This is a genomic window from Acetobacter nitrogenifigens DSM 23921 = NBRC 105050 (genome assembly GCF_000429165.1).
Lineage (GTDB): Bacteria > Pseudomonadota > Alphaproteobacteria > Acetobacterales > Acetobacteraceae > Acetobacter > Acetobacter nitrogenifigens.
Window position 1 is genome coordinate 1 of record NZ_AUBI01000012.1, and the last position, 17,502, is coordinate 17,502.

At 60.3% G+C, this 17,502-nt stretch carries 21 protein-coding genes; 4 read left to right on the forward strand and 17 right to left on the reverse strand.

The genetic code is table 11. The features are described 5' to 3' along the window. Nucleotides 1–345 (forward strand): IS5/IS1182 family transposase (locus tag G442_RS0113205; protein ID WP_026398370.1); only part of this gene is annotated, 345 nt, incomplete at its 5' end. Nucleotides 346–710: 365 nt separating this feature from the next. Beyond that, nucleotides 711–938: a hypothetical protein gene (locus tag G442_RS22285; RefSeq protein WP_051292313.1), complete on the forward strand. Its 228-nt coding sequence runs from the start codon at nucleotides 711–713 to the stop codon at nucleotides 936–938. A 176-nt stretch (nucleotides 939–1,114) separates the two neighbouring features. On the opposite strand, the gene G442_RS0113215 is transcribed toward G442_RS22285, so the two are convergent. The 3 genes from G442_RS0113215 to G442_RS0113230 all read right to left on the reverse strand — a co-directional run bounded on the left by G442_RS0113215 (nucleotide 1,115) and on the right by G442_RS0113230 (nucleotide 3,679). Further along, the gene (locus tag G442_RS0113215) at nucleotides 1,115–1,873 is read right to left on the reverse strand and encodes a hypothetical protein (protein ID WP_026398371.1); all 759 of its coding nucleotides are present in this window, start codon (nucleotides 1,871–1,873) and stop codon (nucleotides 1,115–1,117) included. 578 nt (nucleotides 1,874–2,451) lie between these two features. Then, nucleotides 2,452–3,003: a hypothetical protein gene (locus G442_RS0113225; RefSeq protein ID WP_026398373.1), complete on the reverse strand. Its 552-nt coding sequence runs from the start codon at nucleotides 3,001–3,003 to the stop codon at nucleotides 2,452–2,454. Nucleotides 3,004–3,211: 208 nt separating this feature from the next. Further along, nucleotides 3,212–3,679 carry a lipocalin-like domain-containing protein gene (locus tag G442_RS0113230; protein ID WP_051292315.1) on the reverse strand — a complete coding sequence of 156 codons (468 nt, stop codon included), beginning with the start codon at nucleotides 3,677–3,679 and terminating at the stop codon, nucleotides 3,212–3,214. 189 nt (nucleotides 3,680–3,868) lie between these two features. On the opposite strand from G442_RS0113230, the gene G442_RS0113235 reads away from it, so the two are divergent. Next, a complete protein-coding gene (locus G442_RS0113235) occupies nucleotides 3,869–4,786 on the forward strand; it encodes a LysR family transcriptional regulator (RefSeq protein WP_026398375.1) in 918 nt (305 codons plus the stop codon). A 406-nt stretch (nucleotides 4,787–5,192) separates the two neighbouring features. Here the strand turns inward: G442_RS0113235 and G442_RS26680 are convergent, their stop codons facing one another. From G442_RS26680 to G442_RS22295, 13 genes are all read right to left on the reverse strand, one after another. Further along, nucleotides 5,193–5,558: an RcnB family protein gene (locus tag G442_RS26680; protein WP_456303706.1), complete on the reverse strand. Its 366-nt coding sequence runs from the start codon at nucleotides 5,556–5,558 to the stop codon at nucleotides 5,193–5,195. A 295-nt stretch (nucleotides 5,559–5,853) separates the two neighbouring features. After that, nucleotides 5,854–6,669 carry a DNA/RNA non-specific endonuclease gene (locus tag G442_RS0113240; RefSeq protein WP_456303707.1) on the reverse strand — a complete coding sequence of 272 codons (816 nt, stop codon included), beginning with the start codon at nucleotides 6,667–6,669 and terminating at the stop codon, nucleotides 5,854–5,856. 71 nt (nucleotides 6,670–6,740) lie between these two features. Beyond that, nucleotides 6,741–6,968: a putative hemolysin gene (locus G442_RS24455; protein WP_084440593.1), complete on the reverse strand. Its 228-nt coding sequence runs from the start codon at nucleotides 6,966–6,968 to the stop codon at nucleotides 6,741–6,743. A 158-nt stretch (nucleotides 6,969–7,126) separates the two neighbouring features. Beyond that, nucleotides 7,127–8,293 carry a GNAT family N-acetyltransferase gene (locus G442_RS0113245; protein ID WP_026398377.1) on the reverse strand — a complete coding sequence of 389 codons (1,167 nt, stop codon included), beginning with the start codon at nucleotides 8,291–8,293 and terminating at the stop codon, nucleotides 7,127–7,129. Continuing rightward, a complete protein-coding gene (locus G442_RS0113250; protein ID WP_026398378.1) occupies nucleotides 8,293–8,757 on the reverse strand; it encodes a RidA family protein in 465 nt (154 codons plus the stop codon). Before G442_RS0113250 ends, G442_RS0113245 begins: the two co-directional genes overlap by 1 nt. Nucleotides 8,758–8,868: 111 nt before the next feature. Beyond that, nucleotides 8,869–9,243 (reverse strand): histidine triad nucleotide-binding protein, encoded by a 375-nt coding sequence (locus G442_RS0113255; protein WP_026398379.1) that lies wholly within the window; start codon nucleotides 9,241–9,243, stop codon nucleotides 8,869–8,871. Nucleotides 9,244–9,292: 49 nt separating this feature from the next. Next, nucleotides 9,293–9,640: a phosphoribosyl-ATP diphosphatase gene (locus G442_RS26570; RefSeq protein ID WP_084440601.1), complete on the reverse strand. Its 348-nt coding sequence runs from the start codon at nucleotides 9,638–9,640 to the stop codon at nucleotides 9,293–9,295. A 303-nt stretch (nucleotides 9,641–9,943) separates the two neighbouring features. Next, complete coding sequence (gene hisF, locus G442_RS0113265; RefSeq protein ID WP_026398381.1) at nucleotides 9,944–10,705, reverse strand: imidazole glycerol phosphate synthase subunit HisF; 762 nt, start codon at nucleotides 10,703–10,705, stop codon at nucleotides 9,944–9,946. After that, entirely contained in the window at nucleotides 10,705–12,036 is a 1,332-nt protein-coding gene (hisA, locus tag G442_RS0113270; RefSeq protein ID WP_026398382.1) for a 1-(5-phosphoribosyl)-5-[(5-phosphoribosylamino)methylideneamino]imidazole-4-carboxamide isomerase, read from the reverse strand. Before hisA ends, hisF begins: the two co-directional genes overlap by 1 nt. Further along, nucleotides 12,033–12,731, reverse strand: coding sequence for an imidazole glycerol phosphate synthase subunit HisH (hisH, locus tag G442_RS0113275; RefSeq protein ID WP_051292317.1), 699 nt, complete (start codon nucleotides 12,729–12,731; stop codon nucleotides 12,033–12,035). Before hisH ends, hisA begins: the two co-directional genes overlap by 4 nt. Next, nucleotides 12,728–13,177, reverse strand: a complete 450-nt coding sequence (locus G442_RS22290; protein ID WP_051292318.1) for a hypothetical protein — start codon at nucleotides 13,175–13,177, stop codon at nucleotides 12,728–12,730. The genes hisH and G442_RS22290 overlap by 4 nt, the downstream gene beginning before the upstream one ends. Beyond that, the gene (hisB, locus tag G442_RS0113285; RefSeq protein ID WP_026398384.1) at nucleotides 13,174–13,770 is read right to left on the reverse strand and encodes an imidazoleglycerol-phosphate dehydratase HisB; all 597 of its coding nucleotides are present in this window, start codon (nucleotides 13,768–13,770) and stop codon (nucleotides 13,174–13,176) included. Before hisB ends, G442_RS22290 begins: the two co-directional genes overlap by 4 nt. A gap of 96 nt (nucleotides 13,771–13,866) precedes the next feature. Next, nucleotides 13,867–14,709: a TetR/AcrR family transcriptional regulator gene (locus tag G442_RS22295; RefSeq protein ID WP_246789448.1), complete on the reverse strand. Its 843-nt coding sequence runs from the start codon at nucleotides 14,707–14,709 to the stop codon at nucleotides 13,867–13,869. 66 nt (nucleotides 14,710–14,775) lie between these two features. Between G442_RS22295 and G442_RS22300 the strand changes: the two genes are divergently transcribed. Next, nucleotides 14,776–16,092, forward strand: coding sequence for an MFS transporter (locus G442_RS22300; RefSeq protein WP_084440594.1), 1,317 nt, complete (start codon nucleotides 14,776–14,778; stop codon nucleotides 16,090–16,092). 174 nt (nucleotides 16,093–16,266) lie between these two features. Here the strand turns inward: G442_RS22300 and G442_RS0113300 are convergent, their stop codons facing one another. After that, entirely contained in the window at nucleotides 16,267–17,367 is a 1,101-nt protein-coding gene (locus G442_RS0113300; protein WP_026398385.1) for an NADH:flavin oxidoreductase/NADH oxidase, read from the reverse strand. Nucleotides 17,368–17,502: the final 135 nt, after the last annotated feature.

Here is a 17,502-nt window from a genome sequence, read left to right on the forward strand (position 1 = left end):
TCTTTCACCCTGACACCAGGTCAGGCCCATGAACTTCCCTCGGCCATGGCCCTCCTTGACGCATTGCCGCACGCCCCGCGCTACGTCGTCTGCGATCGGGGCTATGCCTCGAACCAGTTTCGAGAGGCCTTATGGGACAGGGGTTCACGCCCGGTCATCCCGACAAAACGCAACGAACCGCAAGTAGCCTGCCCGAAATGGGCCTATCGGCACCGACATCTGGTGGAAAACCTGTGGGCACGCCTCAAGGAGTGGAGAGCAGTCGCCACGCGGTATGAGAAAACCGCTACGTCCTTCATGGCTGTCATCTGCATCGCTGCAACAGCAGATCATCTCAAGACCTAACAGACCCTAGCGTCACAAAATATTCCACAAAAGAAAAATAAATACAAATTATTTATTTATCAAAAAATAATAAACAAAATTGTTATGTTTAATAAACCACATGAAATTTATATCAATTTAAATCGCATGCTCCAAATATTCACAGGAAGTAGCAAACTCTGACGATGCTGTTTTCTCATAACGGGCAACCAAATCAAAAACAGAAAATCCAATTGACGCCATACGCGCGATAAAGCTGTCTGGCGAATGCCTCGCCCAAAAGCTGCAACCGCGATTACGATTGTGATCACCGGTTCAACTTGCATTTTACACTCCATAACGCGCATAGCGTTCGAGGTGTTCATAATTCAGGCAGAAACCCGTCAATGAACAAAGATTCCGATTTTTTACCGGATGTCGGCTGGACCGAACAATCGCCCGAAGACGCGGAGGTCGATAGCAGAGCCGACGCCATAGAACAGGCCGAGGGCATTGGCGAAGAACCTGCAGGAAACACGTCAGTTCTACGAACTCTCGTGCTTCCTGTTCTCTTGGGAGGTATTTTTCTTATTTTCGCATTCTGGGCGGGCTTCGCCTGGTTGGGCATGTTGTAATGGCTACCCGTGAAGCACGTCCGCACACCTCCCCTCTAATGCTAATACGTGATCAGAGCCGCCCACTTCCGCCGTAGGGCCAGCGTCTTCTGGAGCGCCAGCGGAGGATCAGAATCATACCGATTTGCCCAAGCAAACCACCCACAAGCAGGCATGCTCCTGCGACAAGTCCGAGTTCAGACACTGGCAGCAGCCCGCATCTCGCTGACGAGGGCGTCGAGCATCTCGCCATTCGGTGAGACGCCATCAACGCACATCCAGTTCTGGCGAGAAACGAGCCCGTAAGCCTCGTCACAGAACTGCCGCATGAACGCGTGAGACATTCGTTTTTGTTCGCCCCATGTGTTCAGATAAAACCAATCCGCGTCGTAACCATGCAACCACACGCAATGCCCGCCCGCGATCGCATTGTTACGGTCGGGCGTGTAATCCCAATCCCCGCACCCGACGACACAAGCCCATTCCGGAAGCGACAGTCCGATATAAAGACCGCCCAAAAATGCAATCGATCGCTGTGCGCCCGCGACATCCTGTGGATTCACGAACCCATAAGCCGTCAGATAGTCCCGCGTCTGTCCTGGCCGCTCATATCCTTCGACACGCCAGCGTTCGAGCACGTCAACTTCCACAGCGCCCCGATCAGTTGAGGGAATATCAGGGTTAAATCCAGACTCTGCGCCATAATTGTCCATTACCTGAGATTCGCTCAGCAGAACCGGCGCCTGCGCCGCCCCGGTCCACGTACGGATCGCACTCGCGACGCCAACCTGCGTGCAGCACCCGTAGCGGTCATTCGCCCACATTGGCCACGATACGTCGTTGGCCCAGTTCGCGGACAGCGGCGGAACTGGCAGCGCCGCAGCGAGAGGCTCCGCCATGCGAAAGGTGCGCGGATCATGCCGCGCCGGAAGCTTACCCAGTTTTCTTGTGATCATGGTTCATCTTCTTTTTGTGAAAGTATAGCGTCCGCATCATAATTTTTCGGCAGCGACGTTCGATCCGGATATTTCAGACAATCTCGCACGAGCGGCGCGCAGGCCGCGTGCGCACCAAACAGCAGCGACGACGTGCCTACGTAATGCAGACTCGCGATCCGCCCCCCGCGAACGCGCGCTGTCATACGACATGACTCCTGCGCGCTCGCCGTTACAGACGGTTTCAGCAAATCACCGAGCAAAGGCACTGAGCCAGTTACGGACGGGGTCGTGATTGTCACCGGAGCGAAAATCAAAACCCAGTCGTCGCGCCCAACGCGCATCCGTTCCGCAGGCTGTCCGGCGCAGGAAACGAGATCTGGCAGGCTGACACCCACAAGGTCGCGCCTAGCCTGCCCCGGAAGCTCTGAACAGGATGAAAGAAAGATAAAGAATGCGCTTGTCAGAGCGTATGTTCGGTTCCCGCCCAATCGACGCCGTCTACGCTCGACGCTTAAGCTCCCCGGGTGTAATGCTTCAGCATCCCGCACCTGGCTACTATCGCGAACTGCGCGGGCGGGCACGCTGTCAGCCCCAACTTACAGTGCGACGCCAAGCACACGCAGCGCCTGCGGCTCGCTCATTGGCGTCGCGCCAGCGGAAGCTCCCGAGAGCAACGCGCGAAACAGCGCGATAACCGTCTCAAGCGCGTTCAGCGCCATCGTGGCGTCATTTCGCACCGTCGTTGACAGAGCCGAACCGGCCCCCTGAATCGCGGCGTCGATGGAGCTCGCCACTGTCGAAAGGTCTGAGAACAGGCTGTCGACACGCGTTTTCCAGTTCGTGTCGTCGTAGGTAATCGTTACAGTCGCGCCTGCAGCCGAGCTAAACGCTGTCAACGCGGCGGCAAGGGCCGTTTCCCCGACCTCAATCGCCGGCAGATAGGGAGTCAACGACGCCACGCCGGCAGCGAGTCCCACAATCGTCGCCGCGCCGTTTAGGCCCGCCTGACCATAGGCCTGCAGCTTGGCCACATTCAGGGTAATCGCGGTAACGCCGCCGGTAGTCGTGACGGTGCAGGCCGCCGCAGTCAGCGCAGCTCCGACAAGCGCAGAATTGCGCAGAAACGAGCGGCGAGAAAAATTGGACACAGAATGCTCTCCACGAAGAAAGCCGCCCGAGGAGAGCGGCTTGGCCCGCGAGAGTATCTGTCTCGAAAGTCCACATTCGGCTGACGAGGCGTTCGGCGCAGTCTTATCCGCCAGAAGCGCGCCACCCGCCATGATCCAGATTGCCGCACGTTATGGGAGACGCGAAGGCGGCTCTGCGGAAACTGGACGGAGTCGGCCAGCGCGCCCGTTACGGCGTCGCGCGACGGAAGCGGATGATGCTGCGTGTGAGTTTATCGGGCATCCAGTTCGGCATCTTCCGCCACGGCGTCACCACATCCGCATGATCCCGGCCATCCAGAACGACCTGACGCCGTTGCTCGGTGCCTACCCAGTCGGGAGTCCAGGCAGTCTCAACGCTGGTGATCCAGCAGTTACCCTCGATGCGATACCGTCCGATATAGGCCACGAGGGTCTTCATAAGCTGAGCCCGACCCGCGTCTGTGTTGGAGAACTCGCGCCCGCTTCCTTCCAGATTGAAGGCGACCCAACCGCTGTCGGTGAAGATGACGCGGCCGCGCGGTGAAGTCCCCATGGCGTCGATCGTGCGGAGAGTGTCCTTCTCTTCCACCTTGTAGGACACAAGTTCCCACGTTCCGATCAGTCTGCTCCGAAGCTCTTCGCCTTCACACACCAGTTCATCACTCAAAATCGACATGGAATCACCTCGACACAGCCCGCTCCGGGCAGTCGTCGTCAACCGCACCGGAAGCTTCATCACAATCTGTTGTAGTAGGCCCTTTAATGCTCCCGTTGATTGCGCTCGAGTAGTGCTTTTTTGGGAAAAAAACTGTTTACAAAAATGCAAAAATAAACCCGAAATGCGCTTCAGGGAGAAGTGTCCATCATGGCGGATGACCAGACAGGGGATCTGCGGTTCTTCATATCGCTCATCGAAGCAGGGAGCCTGACCGCGGCCGCGCGCAGTCTCGGCAGTTCGCCCGCAGCCATATCGCGTCATCTCGCGCGGCTGGAAAAGCGTCTCGGCAGCACATTGGTGATCCGCAATACACGGCATTTTGCGCCGAGTGAAACCGGTCGGGTCTATTATGAAAACGCTCTGGGCATCGTTGCCGAGATAGACCAGCTTGAAAGCGAAATTGCCGCCGCGGCGCACGCGCCAAGAGGCTCTTTGAACGTCGGCGCTCCCGTCGAAATCGGTCGCTATCAAATAGCTCCCTTCATCGAAGCATTCAGCCTGAAGCACCCCCAGATCAATATCAGCCTCGCCGTCGCCGCCGAAGGCCTCCACAATTTCAGCGACTGCCTGGACGTGATCCTGCGCCTCGGGATGCCAGACGAAGCCGGAGCAGTCGTCACGCGACTGGCCTCCACGACCCGCGTGCTGTGCGCATCTCCATCCTATCTCGCCCGTCGCGGAGTTCCCGCCTCCCCCAAAGACCTGCTCGACCACGATTGCCTCTGCCTTGTTCGCAACAAAACAATGACATTGTTAAACAAATGGGTAATAGGCGATGGGATGGATACTGACATAGTTTCTATAAAACCAAGACTTTCAACAACAAGCGCCGAAATACTTCACGACTGGATTTTATCCGGCCAAGGAATTGGCTACAAACTTCTTTGTGATGTCCATAAAGATCTTGAAAATGGTCAACTCATACGCGTTCTGCCGAATATGAGAGGTGAGACCATTGACCTCTACGCTGTACAACCGACAAGACAGCATGCGCGGGCCAGCGTTCAGGCTTTTTTGCGAGAACTCAAACCTTATATTCAAAATCTCGGTTTTTTCTATTTATAACTGCGAGAAAATAAATACAAATATATTTAATGGATTATATTTTTGTGTATTTGTAAATTTTATACGTTTATTAGTCACGTTGATGTCCAGAAACTCACATCGCTAACTGCCATTACAGAACCCAGAAGAATCAGTCCCTCCAAATCACGACCAGATCTCGCTTGAGACCACAAAACATCCACACCCACCAATTCATCCGCAGCTACCATAAAGACTACCCTGCCGACTTCAGGTGGTCGCGCTATCAAATAAATTTGTCACGGCCTTAAGAACGCTGTCCCGGCAATATGTCCGCGTCGACAATTTACTTGGAAATGACGACGCGGAATTCAGAGTCCAAGCAACCCTCAGTGATAGCTGCCCCAATCTCAGAGGCAGCCAACAGGAGGCCTGCAACGTTCTCCCGTTACGGATGCGCAAGTGCCCCAGCTACTACCGCGGTGATCACCCCGGTAGCAACTGCAGTCAGTAGGAATGAGTTCCCATCATGCACCCAGCGGTATCCGTAAGGCGGCGCATAAAGGCCAGGATAACCACGCCAGTCGTTTACCCACGGAGCGCCGCCATAATAGCGCATTCCAGAGCGCCACATTGGAGGACGCATAGGGGCTGGCGGAGGCGGACGGAACCGGCCCGGACCTCCGCCATGCCGCCAATGGTTGGGACCGGGGCCGCGGCCTGAACCATGCCAGCCACCCGGAGCGGGCTGAGCCTGAACCGGCAACGTTGCACACAACGCGACCAAAGCGACGACGGCAGCTATAGATCTCACGACGACCTCCACAAAATGACACAGACCCGCAGTAGCACAACAATATGGAAAAACGCTGGCAGACGAATCTTGAGAGCAATTAAGCGGGTCAGCGTCCGCCAATCTGACTCTACGCCGCCAATCACACCCACGCGATCTGGTCAGTCATAGCTTTTAAATTCATACCGCATAACATATATACAGAGTTGCGCCCCATCCCAACCGGGCGCAACTTCCGCAAGCATCCCGTGAAAGCGCCGAGGACTCCTGTGATGAGCCTCGACGCCTTCTGCGCATCCCACTGGCCTGATTGCCGCTAACTTCGGCCATCCAACAGGGAGCGATCAAGTTCCTTGTCCCTACGAAGCTCAGAGTGCGGAAGACCCGGAAAGGGTGTTACTCCAACAACCCGCGCCAGCGCATCCAACCCGACAGCGTCGCATCCGTATGGTCCGACGTTGCGGCACACGATGACAGACACGGCGTGTCTTCCGGGCACATAGACGGCCTTCCAAATTGACGAAGGGATACGAACACGATCAGCGCCGACAACGCCGAGCGGTTCGCGAAAGGCCGGGCCGGTGACGACATAGGCCTCGCCGTCCCTCTTCACGATACGCCGCACGTTCCGCTCGATCTCGTTCCAATGCCCCGAATTCAGAACGATCGCCTGAGGCACAATATTCGACAGGGCGAATGTTTCTTCCCGACCTGATCGCGTCGTGGCGTCTCCCGACGGCGCCATATGCCCCATGGACCAACCTGAACGTTTATAGGCGGATCGCGTCGATCGAACGGATCGCGGCAGTCTCATATCGTCATGAAAATGCCCTCGCCCCTTCAAATTTTCCGCCAGCAGCACGCCTGCTCCCGTAAGCCGCTCTGCGCTCCAAGCCGGTTCCCGATCTTCTGCGGAGTAACCGCTGACAAACTCCGCAGAGCAGAGAACAATCAGTTGCCGGTCAGATCGCGGAGGGACTCCCGCAACGAACTGCTCGGGGCACGCGGCGAAAACTGCCGCCGGGAACATAGCTGCAATAGCAGCTGCTAACGGCGCTGCCGCACCAGGAAACCGCAGTAGAGTCGATTTTGACGTGCTGACGCACGCAAGTCGTAGAAGGCTCAGGATCACGTCTCGCCGCACCGATGGTCTTTACAATTCACCTACGAGAAAGAGTCCTTCTCGCGCCCCCCCCCAAAACATCACGAACGCGAAGACCGAAACAGCGCCCATTCCTCGACGGTCCGACCATCCGGCAGGTGACAATACCCTACCTGACCATCTCTCTCTTTTCTGATCTCCAGCCCTCCGCCTTGCTTCTGGCAATAGACCGATGCGGGATTCGCCATACCTACGGCTGACGGCTGCTGCGTCGCACCACACCCCACGATACCGCATGCCATCATGGCGGCACAAAACAAACGCTTCATGAAAGACACCTTCCAAAACAGAGAACGTTGAAGACACATTTCCGAAGGTAATGGAGGGTGACTCTTGATCGGTAACGTCAGCAAACCTCAGAAAAAGCTTAGCAAAACAATTTCAACAATCCTGCTCGTTTGCTGGCGCGCCATTCCAATTGCAAACGTCAGCCCGCCTCCTCCTGTTTATACGGGGAGAATTCACGCAGGGCCTCCGCCTCCCCAATCACCGCCATGCGCTCGTGATCAAGAAATTCGGCTACCGCATTTCGCAATCCCCGATTTTCAATCCAGTGCGCCGAATGCGTAAAACTTGGCACATAACCGCGCTGAATCTTGTGATCACCCTGAGCGCCCGCCTCGACGCGCGAAATTCCGTTTTCTATGGCGAATTCTATTGCTCTGTAATAGCACAATTCAAAATGCAAAAACGGCCATTCGCCGACGCATCCCCAATTCCGCCCGTAAAGCGCGTCACGCCCCAGCAGGTTCAGCGCCCCGGCGACAGGCTTGCCGTTATGATCGGCGATCATAAGCACCACGCGGTCGCCCAACCGGGCCGACAGCAAGGAGAAAAATTCGCGCGTCAAATACGCGCTGCCCCATTTTCTATCGATAGTCGATTGGTAGAACTCGAAAAATGCATCCCATAGAGCTTCGGAAATGTCGCCGCCTCGAACCGCGCGAAACGTAAGGCCACACGCATTTGCATCCCGCCGCTCCCGCTTCAGAACCTTCCGTTTTCGCGACGCCAAACGTGAAAGGAAATCGTCGAAGCACGCGTAACCGTCATTATGCCAATGATACTGTACGCCTAACCGCTGCAGCCAACCGCGCTTGCCAAATGCGTCATAATCCTGCTCCGTGCAGAACGTCACGTGGCAAGACGAAAGCTCCAACTCTCTACATACCTGCGCAAGACCATCCGCCAACGCATCACGCGCGGACGATGCGCCCCCCGGAGCCACCAGATCAGGCCTAACCAGCAAACGCGGTCCCGGAACTGGAGAAAACGGCGACGCCACCTGCAGCTTGGGATAATACGCTCCTCCGGCTGCCTCAAACGCACGGGCCCAACCATGGTCGAACACATATTCGCCGTATGAATGCGCCTTGAGATATGTCGGAGCCACCGCGACCAGACGCCCCTGTCCATCGTGCAGAGCCGCATGACGGGGCAGCCATCCAGTGCGCGGCGTCGCTGAACCGCTGTCTTCAATCGCCGACAGGAAAGCATGGCTGACGAAAGGATTATCGTCGCCCGCACAGGCGTCCCACGCCTCCGGAGAAAGCCCCCGAATAGAATCGTGAAGCGTGAGCGCCCACGCCGTCATCAGGCGATCTCGAACATGCCCTCGACCTCGACCGGAGCATCGAGCGGCAAAGACGGCACCCCGACGGTCGAACGCGCATGACGACCAATGTCGCCAAACACTGCGACAGCGAGATCCGACGCGCCATTCATCACAGCCGCATGCGCGGTGAAGTCCGGCGTGCAGGAGATAAACCCGCCCAGCCGCACAACCTTCGTAACTTTGGTCAGGTCGCCAACGGCTGACTGAAGTTGTGCCGCAAGATTGATGAAGCAGAATTTCGCGGCCTCGACGCCAGTTTCGATCGACACTTCCCCGCCAAGCTTGCCAGTCGCCAGCAACTTGCCATCCTTGAGTGGTAGCTGGCCGGAAATCACGATCAGCGAACCCGAACGCGTCCAGGACACGTAGTTGGCGACAGGCGTCGCGGGCGTGGGCAGAACGATCCCCAACGCGGCAAGACGAGAAGAGGGAGTTTCAGACATTGAACGATCCTTCATATTCGGAGCCGCACCTTGCGGCCTCACCCCGACATTGACCCGGCGCCCGGCAGCCAGGGTTCCGCCAGACGGGCGCTTCCAACGCCACAGACGAAATCAGCCGATCAGCGCGCCCAGAGGACCGCCGCCGAGCAGATGCGCGTGATAATGCGGGACTTCCTGCCCCGAGTTCGGCCCCACGTTCATGATCACGCGATAACCGTCCTCCTCAAGCCCCAGTTCGCGCGCGATCGCGCCCAGAGCTCGATTGAAGCCGACGATTTCCTCTCCTGAGGCTTTCGCGCTGAAATCCGCGAATGAGACGTATGCGCCCTTCGGGATCACCAGGATATGCGAAGGCGCTTTCGGTCCAATATCGTGAAACGCCAGAACCCAGTCATCCTCATAAACCTTGTTGCAAGGGATTTCCCCTCGCAGGATTTTTGCAAAAATGTTCTGGGGATCGTAAGGCCCGATACCGCTTACCGCCATCCTGTCTTCCTCCATACGCAAAAACTGTCCGCCGCGGCGTCAACGCCGATCAGGATTTGACGGGAACGCGGGACGCCTTTTCCTCGATTCCACTCGTGCCCTCGCGACGCGCCAACTCGGCCCATACTTCCGCCGGGGTCACGCCCGCATCCACCCACATGACGATCAGATGGTAGAGAACATCCGCACTCTCTCCGATCATCTCATGGGAGCGTCCAGCAACAGCCTCAATAAGACACTCGACCGCTTCCTCGCCGAACTTCTGCGCGATCTTGCGCGTGCCGCGCGACAGAAGACGCGCAGAATGGCTGATCGCGGGGTCCGTATCGCGGCGGCTCGTCACCACGTCGAAAAGACGATCCAGAACGCTCGCGTCGATCGCCGAATCCGGCGCAATTCGGACATCCGAAGACTGCGACGTGTTTTTTCCAACACGCGCCTTGGTTTTGGCCTTCCCCTTGCCTCGCCCCTTGGCGAGAGCCGTCGCCACGCGCGCCTTAAGTGACCCGGTCGCAGGCGCGGCCTCAATCGAGACGGCGTCAACACCGGCGCTCCGGCGCTTTTTCGCAGCGCCGGCGGTCTTGGCGGAACTTTTCTTCACAGGCGTCTTGGCCATCTCACATCCGGTCAGTTGCAAACTTTTGCGCACTCTGCGATCAGGTCGCCCATCACACTGCGCAGCGTATTCATTGTATCGGCGTCAAGCAGTCGTCCGCACCGGCAAACCTGCGTCGGCCAAAGCACGCTTCACCTGCGGCACCGTAAACTGCCCGAAATGAAACACGCTTGCCGCCAGAAGGCCAGTCGCCCCGGCGCGAGCGCCCTCCACAAAATGCTCCAGCTCCCCGACGCCTCCTGACGCAACGACGGGCAATCTGACAGCCGCATTGGCCGCCCGCAGCAGGTCAAGATCGAAACCGGACCGCGTGCCGTCGCGATCCATCGACGTCAGCAGTATCTCCCCCGCTCCGCGAGCCGCCACCTCACGACACCACTCGACCGCGTCACGTCCCGTCGGCGTCCGACCGCCATGCGTGTACACCTCCCAGCCGCCCCGCCCGTCGGAGCGCGCGTCGATCGCCACGACGACGCACTGGCTTCCAAACTTGTTCGCCGCTTCGTTGATCAGTTCAGGCCGGGACACCGCAGCAGAGTTCATCGCGCATTTATCCGCGCCCGCCAACAGGAGCCTCCGCATATCGTCGGTGACGCGCACGCCTCCGCCAACAGTCAGCGGCAGAAAAATGCGTTCCGCCGTCCTGCTCACGACGTCCAGTATCGTATCGCGGTTCTCATGACTGGCGGTGATGTCGAGGAAAGTCAGCTCATCCGCCCCGGCTGCGTCATAAAGCGCCGCCTGTTCGACCGGATCGCCTGCATCGCGGAGCGACACGAAATTCACGCCTTTCACAACACGGCCATTTTTCACGTCGAGACAGGGAATGACGCGCAGCTTCAACATCAGGCCAGAACCTCAAGAGCCTCATGCGGAGAAATGCGCCCGTCATAAAGCGCGCGCCCGACGACCACGCCCTCGATCCCCGGCGTGTCCTGTGCGACGCGCTTCAGGGCGGCAAGATGATCAAGCGAGCCCACGCCGCCGCTGGCGATGACGGGAATGGATACCGTGCGCGCGAGTTGCGCCGTCTGCTCCAGGTCGAGCCCCTCCAGCATCCCGTCACGGCTGATTTCGGTGAAGATGATCGCTGCAACCCCCGCATCCTGCATGCGCAGCCCGAGTTCGGTCGCCTGCATGTCGGAAACCTCCGCCCAGCCTTCCGTCGCGACCTGCCCTCCACGTGCGTCGATTCCGGCGACGATGCGGCCGGGAAAAGCGCGACAGGCTTCACGCACGAGTTCCGGGTTCTTCACGGCGACGGAACCGAGGATCACCCGCGTCACGCCTGCCTCCAGCCACGCAGCGATCCCTTCCATGTCGCGCAGGCCGCCGCCGAGTTGCACCGGCGTCGTCGCATTTGCGACGATCCGGCGTACAGCGTCTACGTTGGCGGAGCGACCGGCAAAAGCGCCGTTGAGATCGACAACGTGCAGCCAGCGAAACCCGGCGGCGCACCATTGCCGCGCCTGCGCGCCGGGATCGTCGGAATAAATCGTCGCGTCATCCATCTCTCCGCGCCGCAGCCGCACGCAGGCGCCGTCCTTGAGATCGATCGCCGGGTACAGCGTAAGCGGACGCGCTGACGCGCCGACAACGCCCGCGTCAGACCTGGAGTTTTCTTCCGACACCTGATGCACGACCCGACTTTGCTCCTGAAGACGCATGACAAAATAATGACCGCGCACCAGCCGCCCGCCAACAATAGCGTATCCCGGATGCGTGCCCCACTGCTCGAAGCCCGCGCGGCGAAACAGCGCGATGGCGCGATCCTGCGTTTCCCGCACGTCAAGATTCAGAAGCTGATATCCCATCGCGCGAGCGCATTGCACGATTTCGTCAAGCAGCTTGCGCCCCAGCCCGAACCGACGGGCATAAGGCGCAATATGGAAATGCATCAGGCTCGCAGCCATCGCCTGCGCTTCGTTGTTGCGCGGTGGCCGGACGAGTTGCGCCGATCCGACGATCACGCCGTCGTGCCGTGCGACAAACAACTGGCGCTCCGGCACCAACATGACGCCCTGAAAATAACGGGAAAGCGTCTTCAATCCCTGTGGATTGACCCAGCCGAATCCCCCGCCATCGAGAATCGCGGCGTCAGTCGCCTCGCACAACGCATGCAGGTCGTCTTCCGACAACTCCTGGACACGCTCGGCGGTCAACTGCGTCTCGCTCACGCCTCAACCCCTTCCGATCCGCGCGAAGGCTCCCACAGCAGAAAATTCGCCATGATCTTCAGCCCCACATCCTGACTTTTCTCAACGTGGAACTGCGTCCCTGCCCGATTGCCGTGCGCGACGATCGCCGGAACGGCGCCGCCGTAATCGGTCGTCGCCAGCAAATCTCCCGGCCCGGCCCCGGTCAGGGCGTACGAATGCACGAAGTACCCATGCGGTGCCAGGCCAAGCCCCTCGGTCAGGGGATGCGGACGGGTCAGCGTCAGTTCGTTCCACCCCATTTGCGGAAGCCGCAGGCCCGGCGCCTCCATCGGCGCGATCTCTCCGCCGATCCAGCCCAACCCCTGCGTCGCGCCATGCTCAAGCCCGCGCTCGGCCATCAACTGCATACCCACGCAGATGCCCAGGAACGGCGAGCCTCCGTCAACAGCGTCCTCGATGGACGCCCGAAGGCCGGGAACCGCCGCCAATCCGCGTGCGCAATCCGCAAACGCGCCCTGCCCCGGCAGTACGATGCGTGAAGCCCGCCGCACTGCGCCGGGATCGTTTGAAATCACGACTTCGGCGTCGACGCCGACCATTTCTGCGGCCCGCGTCGCGGCGCGAGCCGCAGACGCAAGATTGCCGCCGTCATAATCGATCACAACGATCAGTTGCCGTTCCAACCTGGCGCCATCAGGGCTTTTCGTCGTCATAACCGGGCGCCCGCAACCGCAAACGGGTCAGGAATAAGGCCGCCCGGCGCACCATGTCGCCGCTCGCCGCCGCTCTCTGTCCGAACGCGGTCAAGATAGCGCAACAGCGCTCCGTCGCGAGACGCGCCCACGATCACGCCGTCGGGGCGAAAGCCACGCAGGCGCAACTCCCATGCGCGCAAATCGCCCGCGGACACCGCCAACACAAGGTGGCTCAGACACAGGATAGCCCACGGCGCCACGAAGCCGCCCGCGCCGGTCCGAACCAACATCGTCGCGGAGGCTGCGAACAGCCCGCTCATCCATGCGCCACCGCGAAGCAGACCGAGCCACCCGAAAAAAGCGACGCGCCAGTCAACGCCGTCCTTTACGAGAACAGGCGCTCGCGCATCACGCTGCGAGACCGGCGCGTTCGGCCCAGGCACCCATACGGTGAAAACTTTCACAGCACCCCCTTCGTCGAAGGCACCACGCCCGACGCGCGCGGGTCTGGCTCCACCGCCATCCGCAGCGCCCGGGCCGCAGCCTTGAATGCGCTCTCTGCGATGTGGTGACAGTTTCGCCCTGCCTTGTTCGTGACATGCAGGGTCATCATTCCCGCCATCGCGAACGCCCGGAAGAATTCCTCAAACAGTTCCGTGTCCATCTCACCAACCACAGGGGCCGGGAAATCTACGGTCCACGCGATGAACGGCCGTCCGGAAAGATCGACCACAACTTCGGCCAGAGCCTCATCGAGCGGCACAAGCGCATGGCCGAATCGGCGCACTCCACGTTTGTCGCCCAGAGCACGTGTGATCGCCTGCCCCAGGGCGATGCCCGTATCTTCGACCGTGTGATGGAAATCGACGTGCAGATCACCCTTCGCCACAATATCGAGGTCGAGCATTCCATGCCGAGCCAGAGCCGTCAGCATGTGGTCGAAAAAACCCACGCCCGTGTCGATCGACGCGACGCCGGTCCCGTCCAGGTTCACAGTGACGGCGATATCAGTCTCACCGGTGACGCGGTGGATGGAGGCAATGCGCTGCTGGGTCATGCCAACCTTTGTACAGGATGGCTGCTTCGGACACCACCTTCGGTCTGAGAAGTTTCATGGAACGACGCGCTGCCCGGACACGCCGTGAAGCCCGCTTCAGGGTGCGGCACATCCCGCCGCATCCAGCACGAGACGCGCAAGCGCCGCCGCCTGCGCAGCGGGACCCGGCAGCGCAAACGCCTGCCCCGCGCCGTAAACCCCCTCCATCAACAGCAGAAGCCTGTCGGCGAGCGTTTCAGGATCGGCGACCTTCGTCTCCCGGCATTTGGCCGTCATCCACTCACGGATATCCTGTTTCAGTTCCTGTGCACGGCGGCGCACCGGATGATCGGACTCCGTATACTCAAGCAGTGCGTTGCTGAGTGCGCAGCCACGGTAATCCGGCCGGACCGCCCGCTTCGTCAGATCGTCAAAATAGGCGATGATCTGGGCGCGTGGATCGCTCGGGTAAATGGCCTCGAAACCCGCCATCCGATCATTGAAACTGCACAGGTAATCCCGCAGGAAAAGCTCAGCCAGATCGTCCTTGCATTTGTAGGCGCGATAGAGGCTGGGCTTGGTGACATGCGCCGCACGCACGATTTCGTCCACGCCCACCGACCGGATTCCCCGCGCGTAAAACAGCGACGCAGCAGTCTCCCTTATCTTGTCACCAGCAAGAACGCGGTCTCCACGGCGGGCGACAGGCGCGCCGCCGACTGACGAAGCCCTCGCCGTGCGGACGCTTGCAGAAGAGACATCCGTTGAAGAACCGTCCTCAGGAGAAAACTCCGCCGACTCACCGCCCGTCGGGGCTGCACGTCCCCTCTCAGCGACAACGGGCATCGAGACCTCGCCGTGCGACTGCGCAAATCTGCCGAAACTGGTGGTGAGCGGCCGCTGGTCGCTATGCGCTCCGCTCTCCACCATCGAACCCTCGCCGTCGCGATTGCGCCGCATCTCGCCTCCATTGACAATGTTACCGACCGGTACGCTAATGCCAGATGTAACTTACCGGTAAGTCATATGCGCGCTCCATCACCGCCTCACAACCCTTCCCCGAATCAGACGCCAGCATCTCCCCGTGTCGCCGCCCCCGTGGTCGTAGCTGTCGCCGTCGTCTTCGCCGCCCTGCTTGTTTCGGCAGGCGTCCGCGCTACGCCCGGTGTGCTGATGATGCCATTGCACGACACTCTTGGATGGAGTCGTCAGACGCTGGCGGCCACGGCGGCTGTAGGCATTTTCCTCTACGGCCTCATGGGTCCGTTCGCGGCGGCGCTGATGCAGGCCATCGGAATCCGCCGCACGCTGCTCGGGGCGCTGGCGTTGATGGCGGCGTCGACCCTCGCCTCGTCCGCCATGACGCAGCCGTGGCAGTATTTCGTCACCTGGGGGGCGCTCACCGGCGTCGGCACCGGAGCCGTCGCCATGGTGCTGGGCGCGTCCGTCGTAAACCGCTGGTTCGTCACGCGGCGTGGTCTCGTGATGGGCATTCTCGCGGCCAGCACCGCCACCGGGTCGCTGATATTTCTGCCTGCGCTCGCCCATATCGCGCAAAGCGTCGGGTGGCGGGCCGTGACGCTCTGCGTCGGCGCCGCCTGCGTTCTGCTCATCCCGCTTGTCGCGCTGCTTCTGCCCGAACATCCTGCTGATCGCGGCGTCCTTCCTCACGGCGCTCCGGCGGACTACGCGCCGCCACCGCCGCCGACGACGCATCCTGCGAAACTTGCGATCGAAACCCTTCTGAGCGCCGCGCAGCGACGTGATTTCTGGTTGTTGTTTCTGACGTTCTTCGTCTGCGGCTTCACGACGAATGGCCTGATCGGCACCCATTTCATCGCCATCTGCGCCGATCATGGGATCGCCGAGGTTCCAGCTGCTGGCATACTGGCGATGATGGGTCTGTGCGACCTTTTCGGCACGACCCTGTCTGGCTGGCTGACCGATCGCTTCGACGCGCGCCGGTTGCTGTTCGCCTATTACGGAATCCGTGGGCTTTCGCTCTGCTTCCTGCCTTTTTCTGATTTTTCCGGTCCCAGCCTGACCATATTCGGCGTGTTCTATGGTCTGGACTGGATCGCCACCGTCCCGCCGACGCTGCGACTGACCAACGCCGCGTTCGGAGAGCGCGCGGCGCCCATCGTATTCGGGTGGATAGTCTGCGGCCATCAGGTTGGCGCAGCATCCGCAGCGTTCATCGCCGGAATGCTTCGTCAGGCTCAGGGCAATTACAAAGATGCGCTGATACTGTCCGGTTGCACGGGCGTAATCGCCGCCTTCATGGCGCTCTCGATCGGCCGACGCAAGACTGAGCTACAGACCACAGAATCTTACGCCGCCTGAGCGCTATAAAAATAGGACCTGGCCCCTGCACCCAGCCCACTGAATCAAGGCACGCGCTGCGTTACTCGCGGCAGGCTTTACGCTTTCCATCCCACGACGCGTTCGCCGTTGACGAAAGCGCCCAGTCGGGCTGCGAAGGGTGCCCCCTCGCAGCCTGCGGCCTCCGGCGCGTGATCAGACGTTGAACAGGTCTTTGTAAGCGCGCGGCTGACACCGCAAATACTGATTCGGCGCCCGCACCCTGGCGCCAAGGTGGGCCGCCGCATGCCACGGCCAGCGCGGGTCGTAGAGAATGGTGCGCGCCAGTGCGATCATATCTGCGTCCCCTGTGGCGACGATCTGTTCAGCCTGCTCGAAGCCGGTGATCAGCCCGACCGCAACGACCGGCAAGCGCGTCGCCGCCTTCACCGCGCGCGCCAGCGGAACCTGATAACCGGGATGCACAGGAATTTTCTGGTCCGGCGTCAACCCGCCGCTGGAGACGTGCACGGCGTCGCATCCCCGCGTCTCCAGCGCCTGCGCCAGAGCGATCGTCTGTTCGACATCCCACCCGCCCGGCGCCCAGTCGGAGCCGGAAACGCGAATCGTCACAGGCCCGTTGGTAAACGCCTCGCGCACGGCGTCGAAAACCTCAAGCGGAAAGCGCAGGCGGTTTTCCAGAGAGCCGCCATATTCATCCTCTCGCTGATTGGCGAGCGGCGACAGGAACTGATGCAGCAGATAACCGTGCGCAGCATGCAACTGCACCGCGTCAATCCCCAGCCGGGCGGCCCTGCGGGCGGCGGCGGCAAAGGCGTCGCGCACGCGCCGCAGCCCATCCTTGTCGAGGGCCGCAGGAGCTTCGGTCCCCGGCGCGTACGGCGTCGCAGACGGCGCCTCGGTACGCCAGCCATTCTCCACGTTCGAGGGGATGAGCTGCCCCCCTTTCCACGGAACCTCGTGCGACGCCTTGCGCCCTGCGTGCGCAAGCTGAATCGCGATCGGCGTATCGGACCAGGCGCGTACGCCATCCAGCGTCCGACGCAGCGCAGCCTCGGTCACGTCATCCCACAATCCGACATCGCCGTAGGAGATCCGCCCTTCAGGCAGGACCGCCGTGGCCTCGATCGTGAGCAGACCGGCGCCGGAAAGCGCAAGCCCGCCGAGATGGATCAGGTGCCAGTCATTCATGCAGCCATTCTGGGCTGAGTACTGACACATCGGCGCGATGACGATCCTGTTGGCCAGTTCCAGCGAACCGACACGAACAGGCTCAAAGAGTTTTGGTCCGGCCATGATCACTCCAAATTTTATACGCCGCGCCTCGGCTTCTATCGCCGCACGGATGTGGAATACTCAATGCCTCAAATCAGGCGGGCGCAATATCCCTCCCCCCTCGGTCGAAGCGGGTTTTTCGTTTGCCCCTTGCGG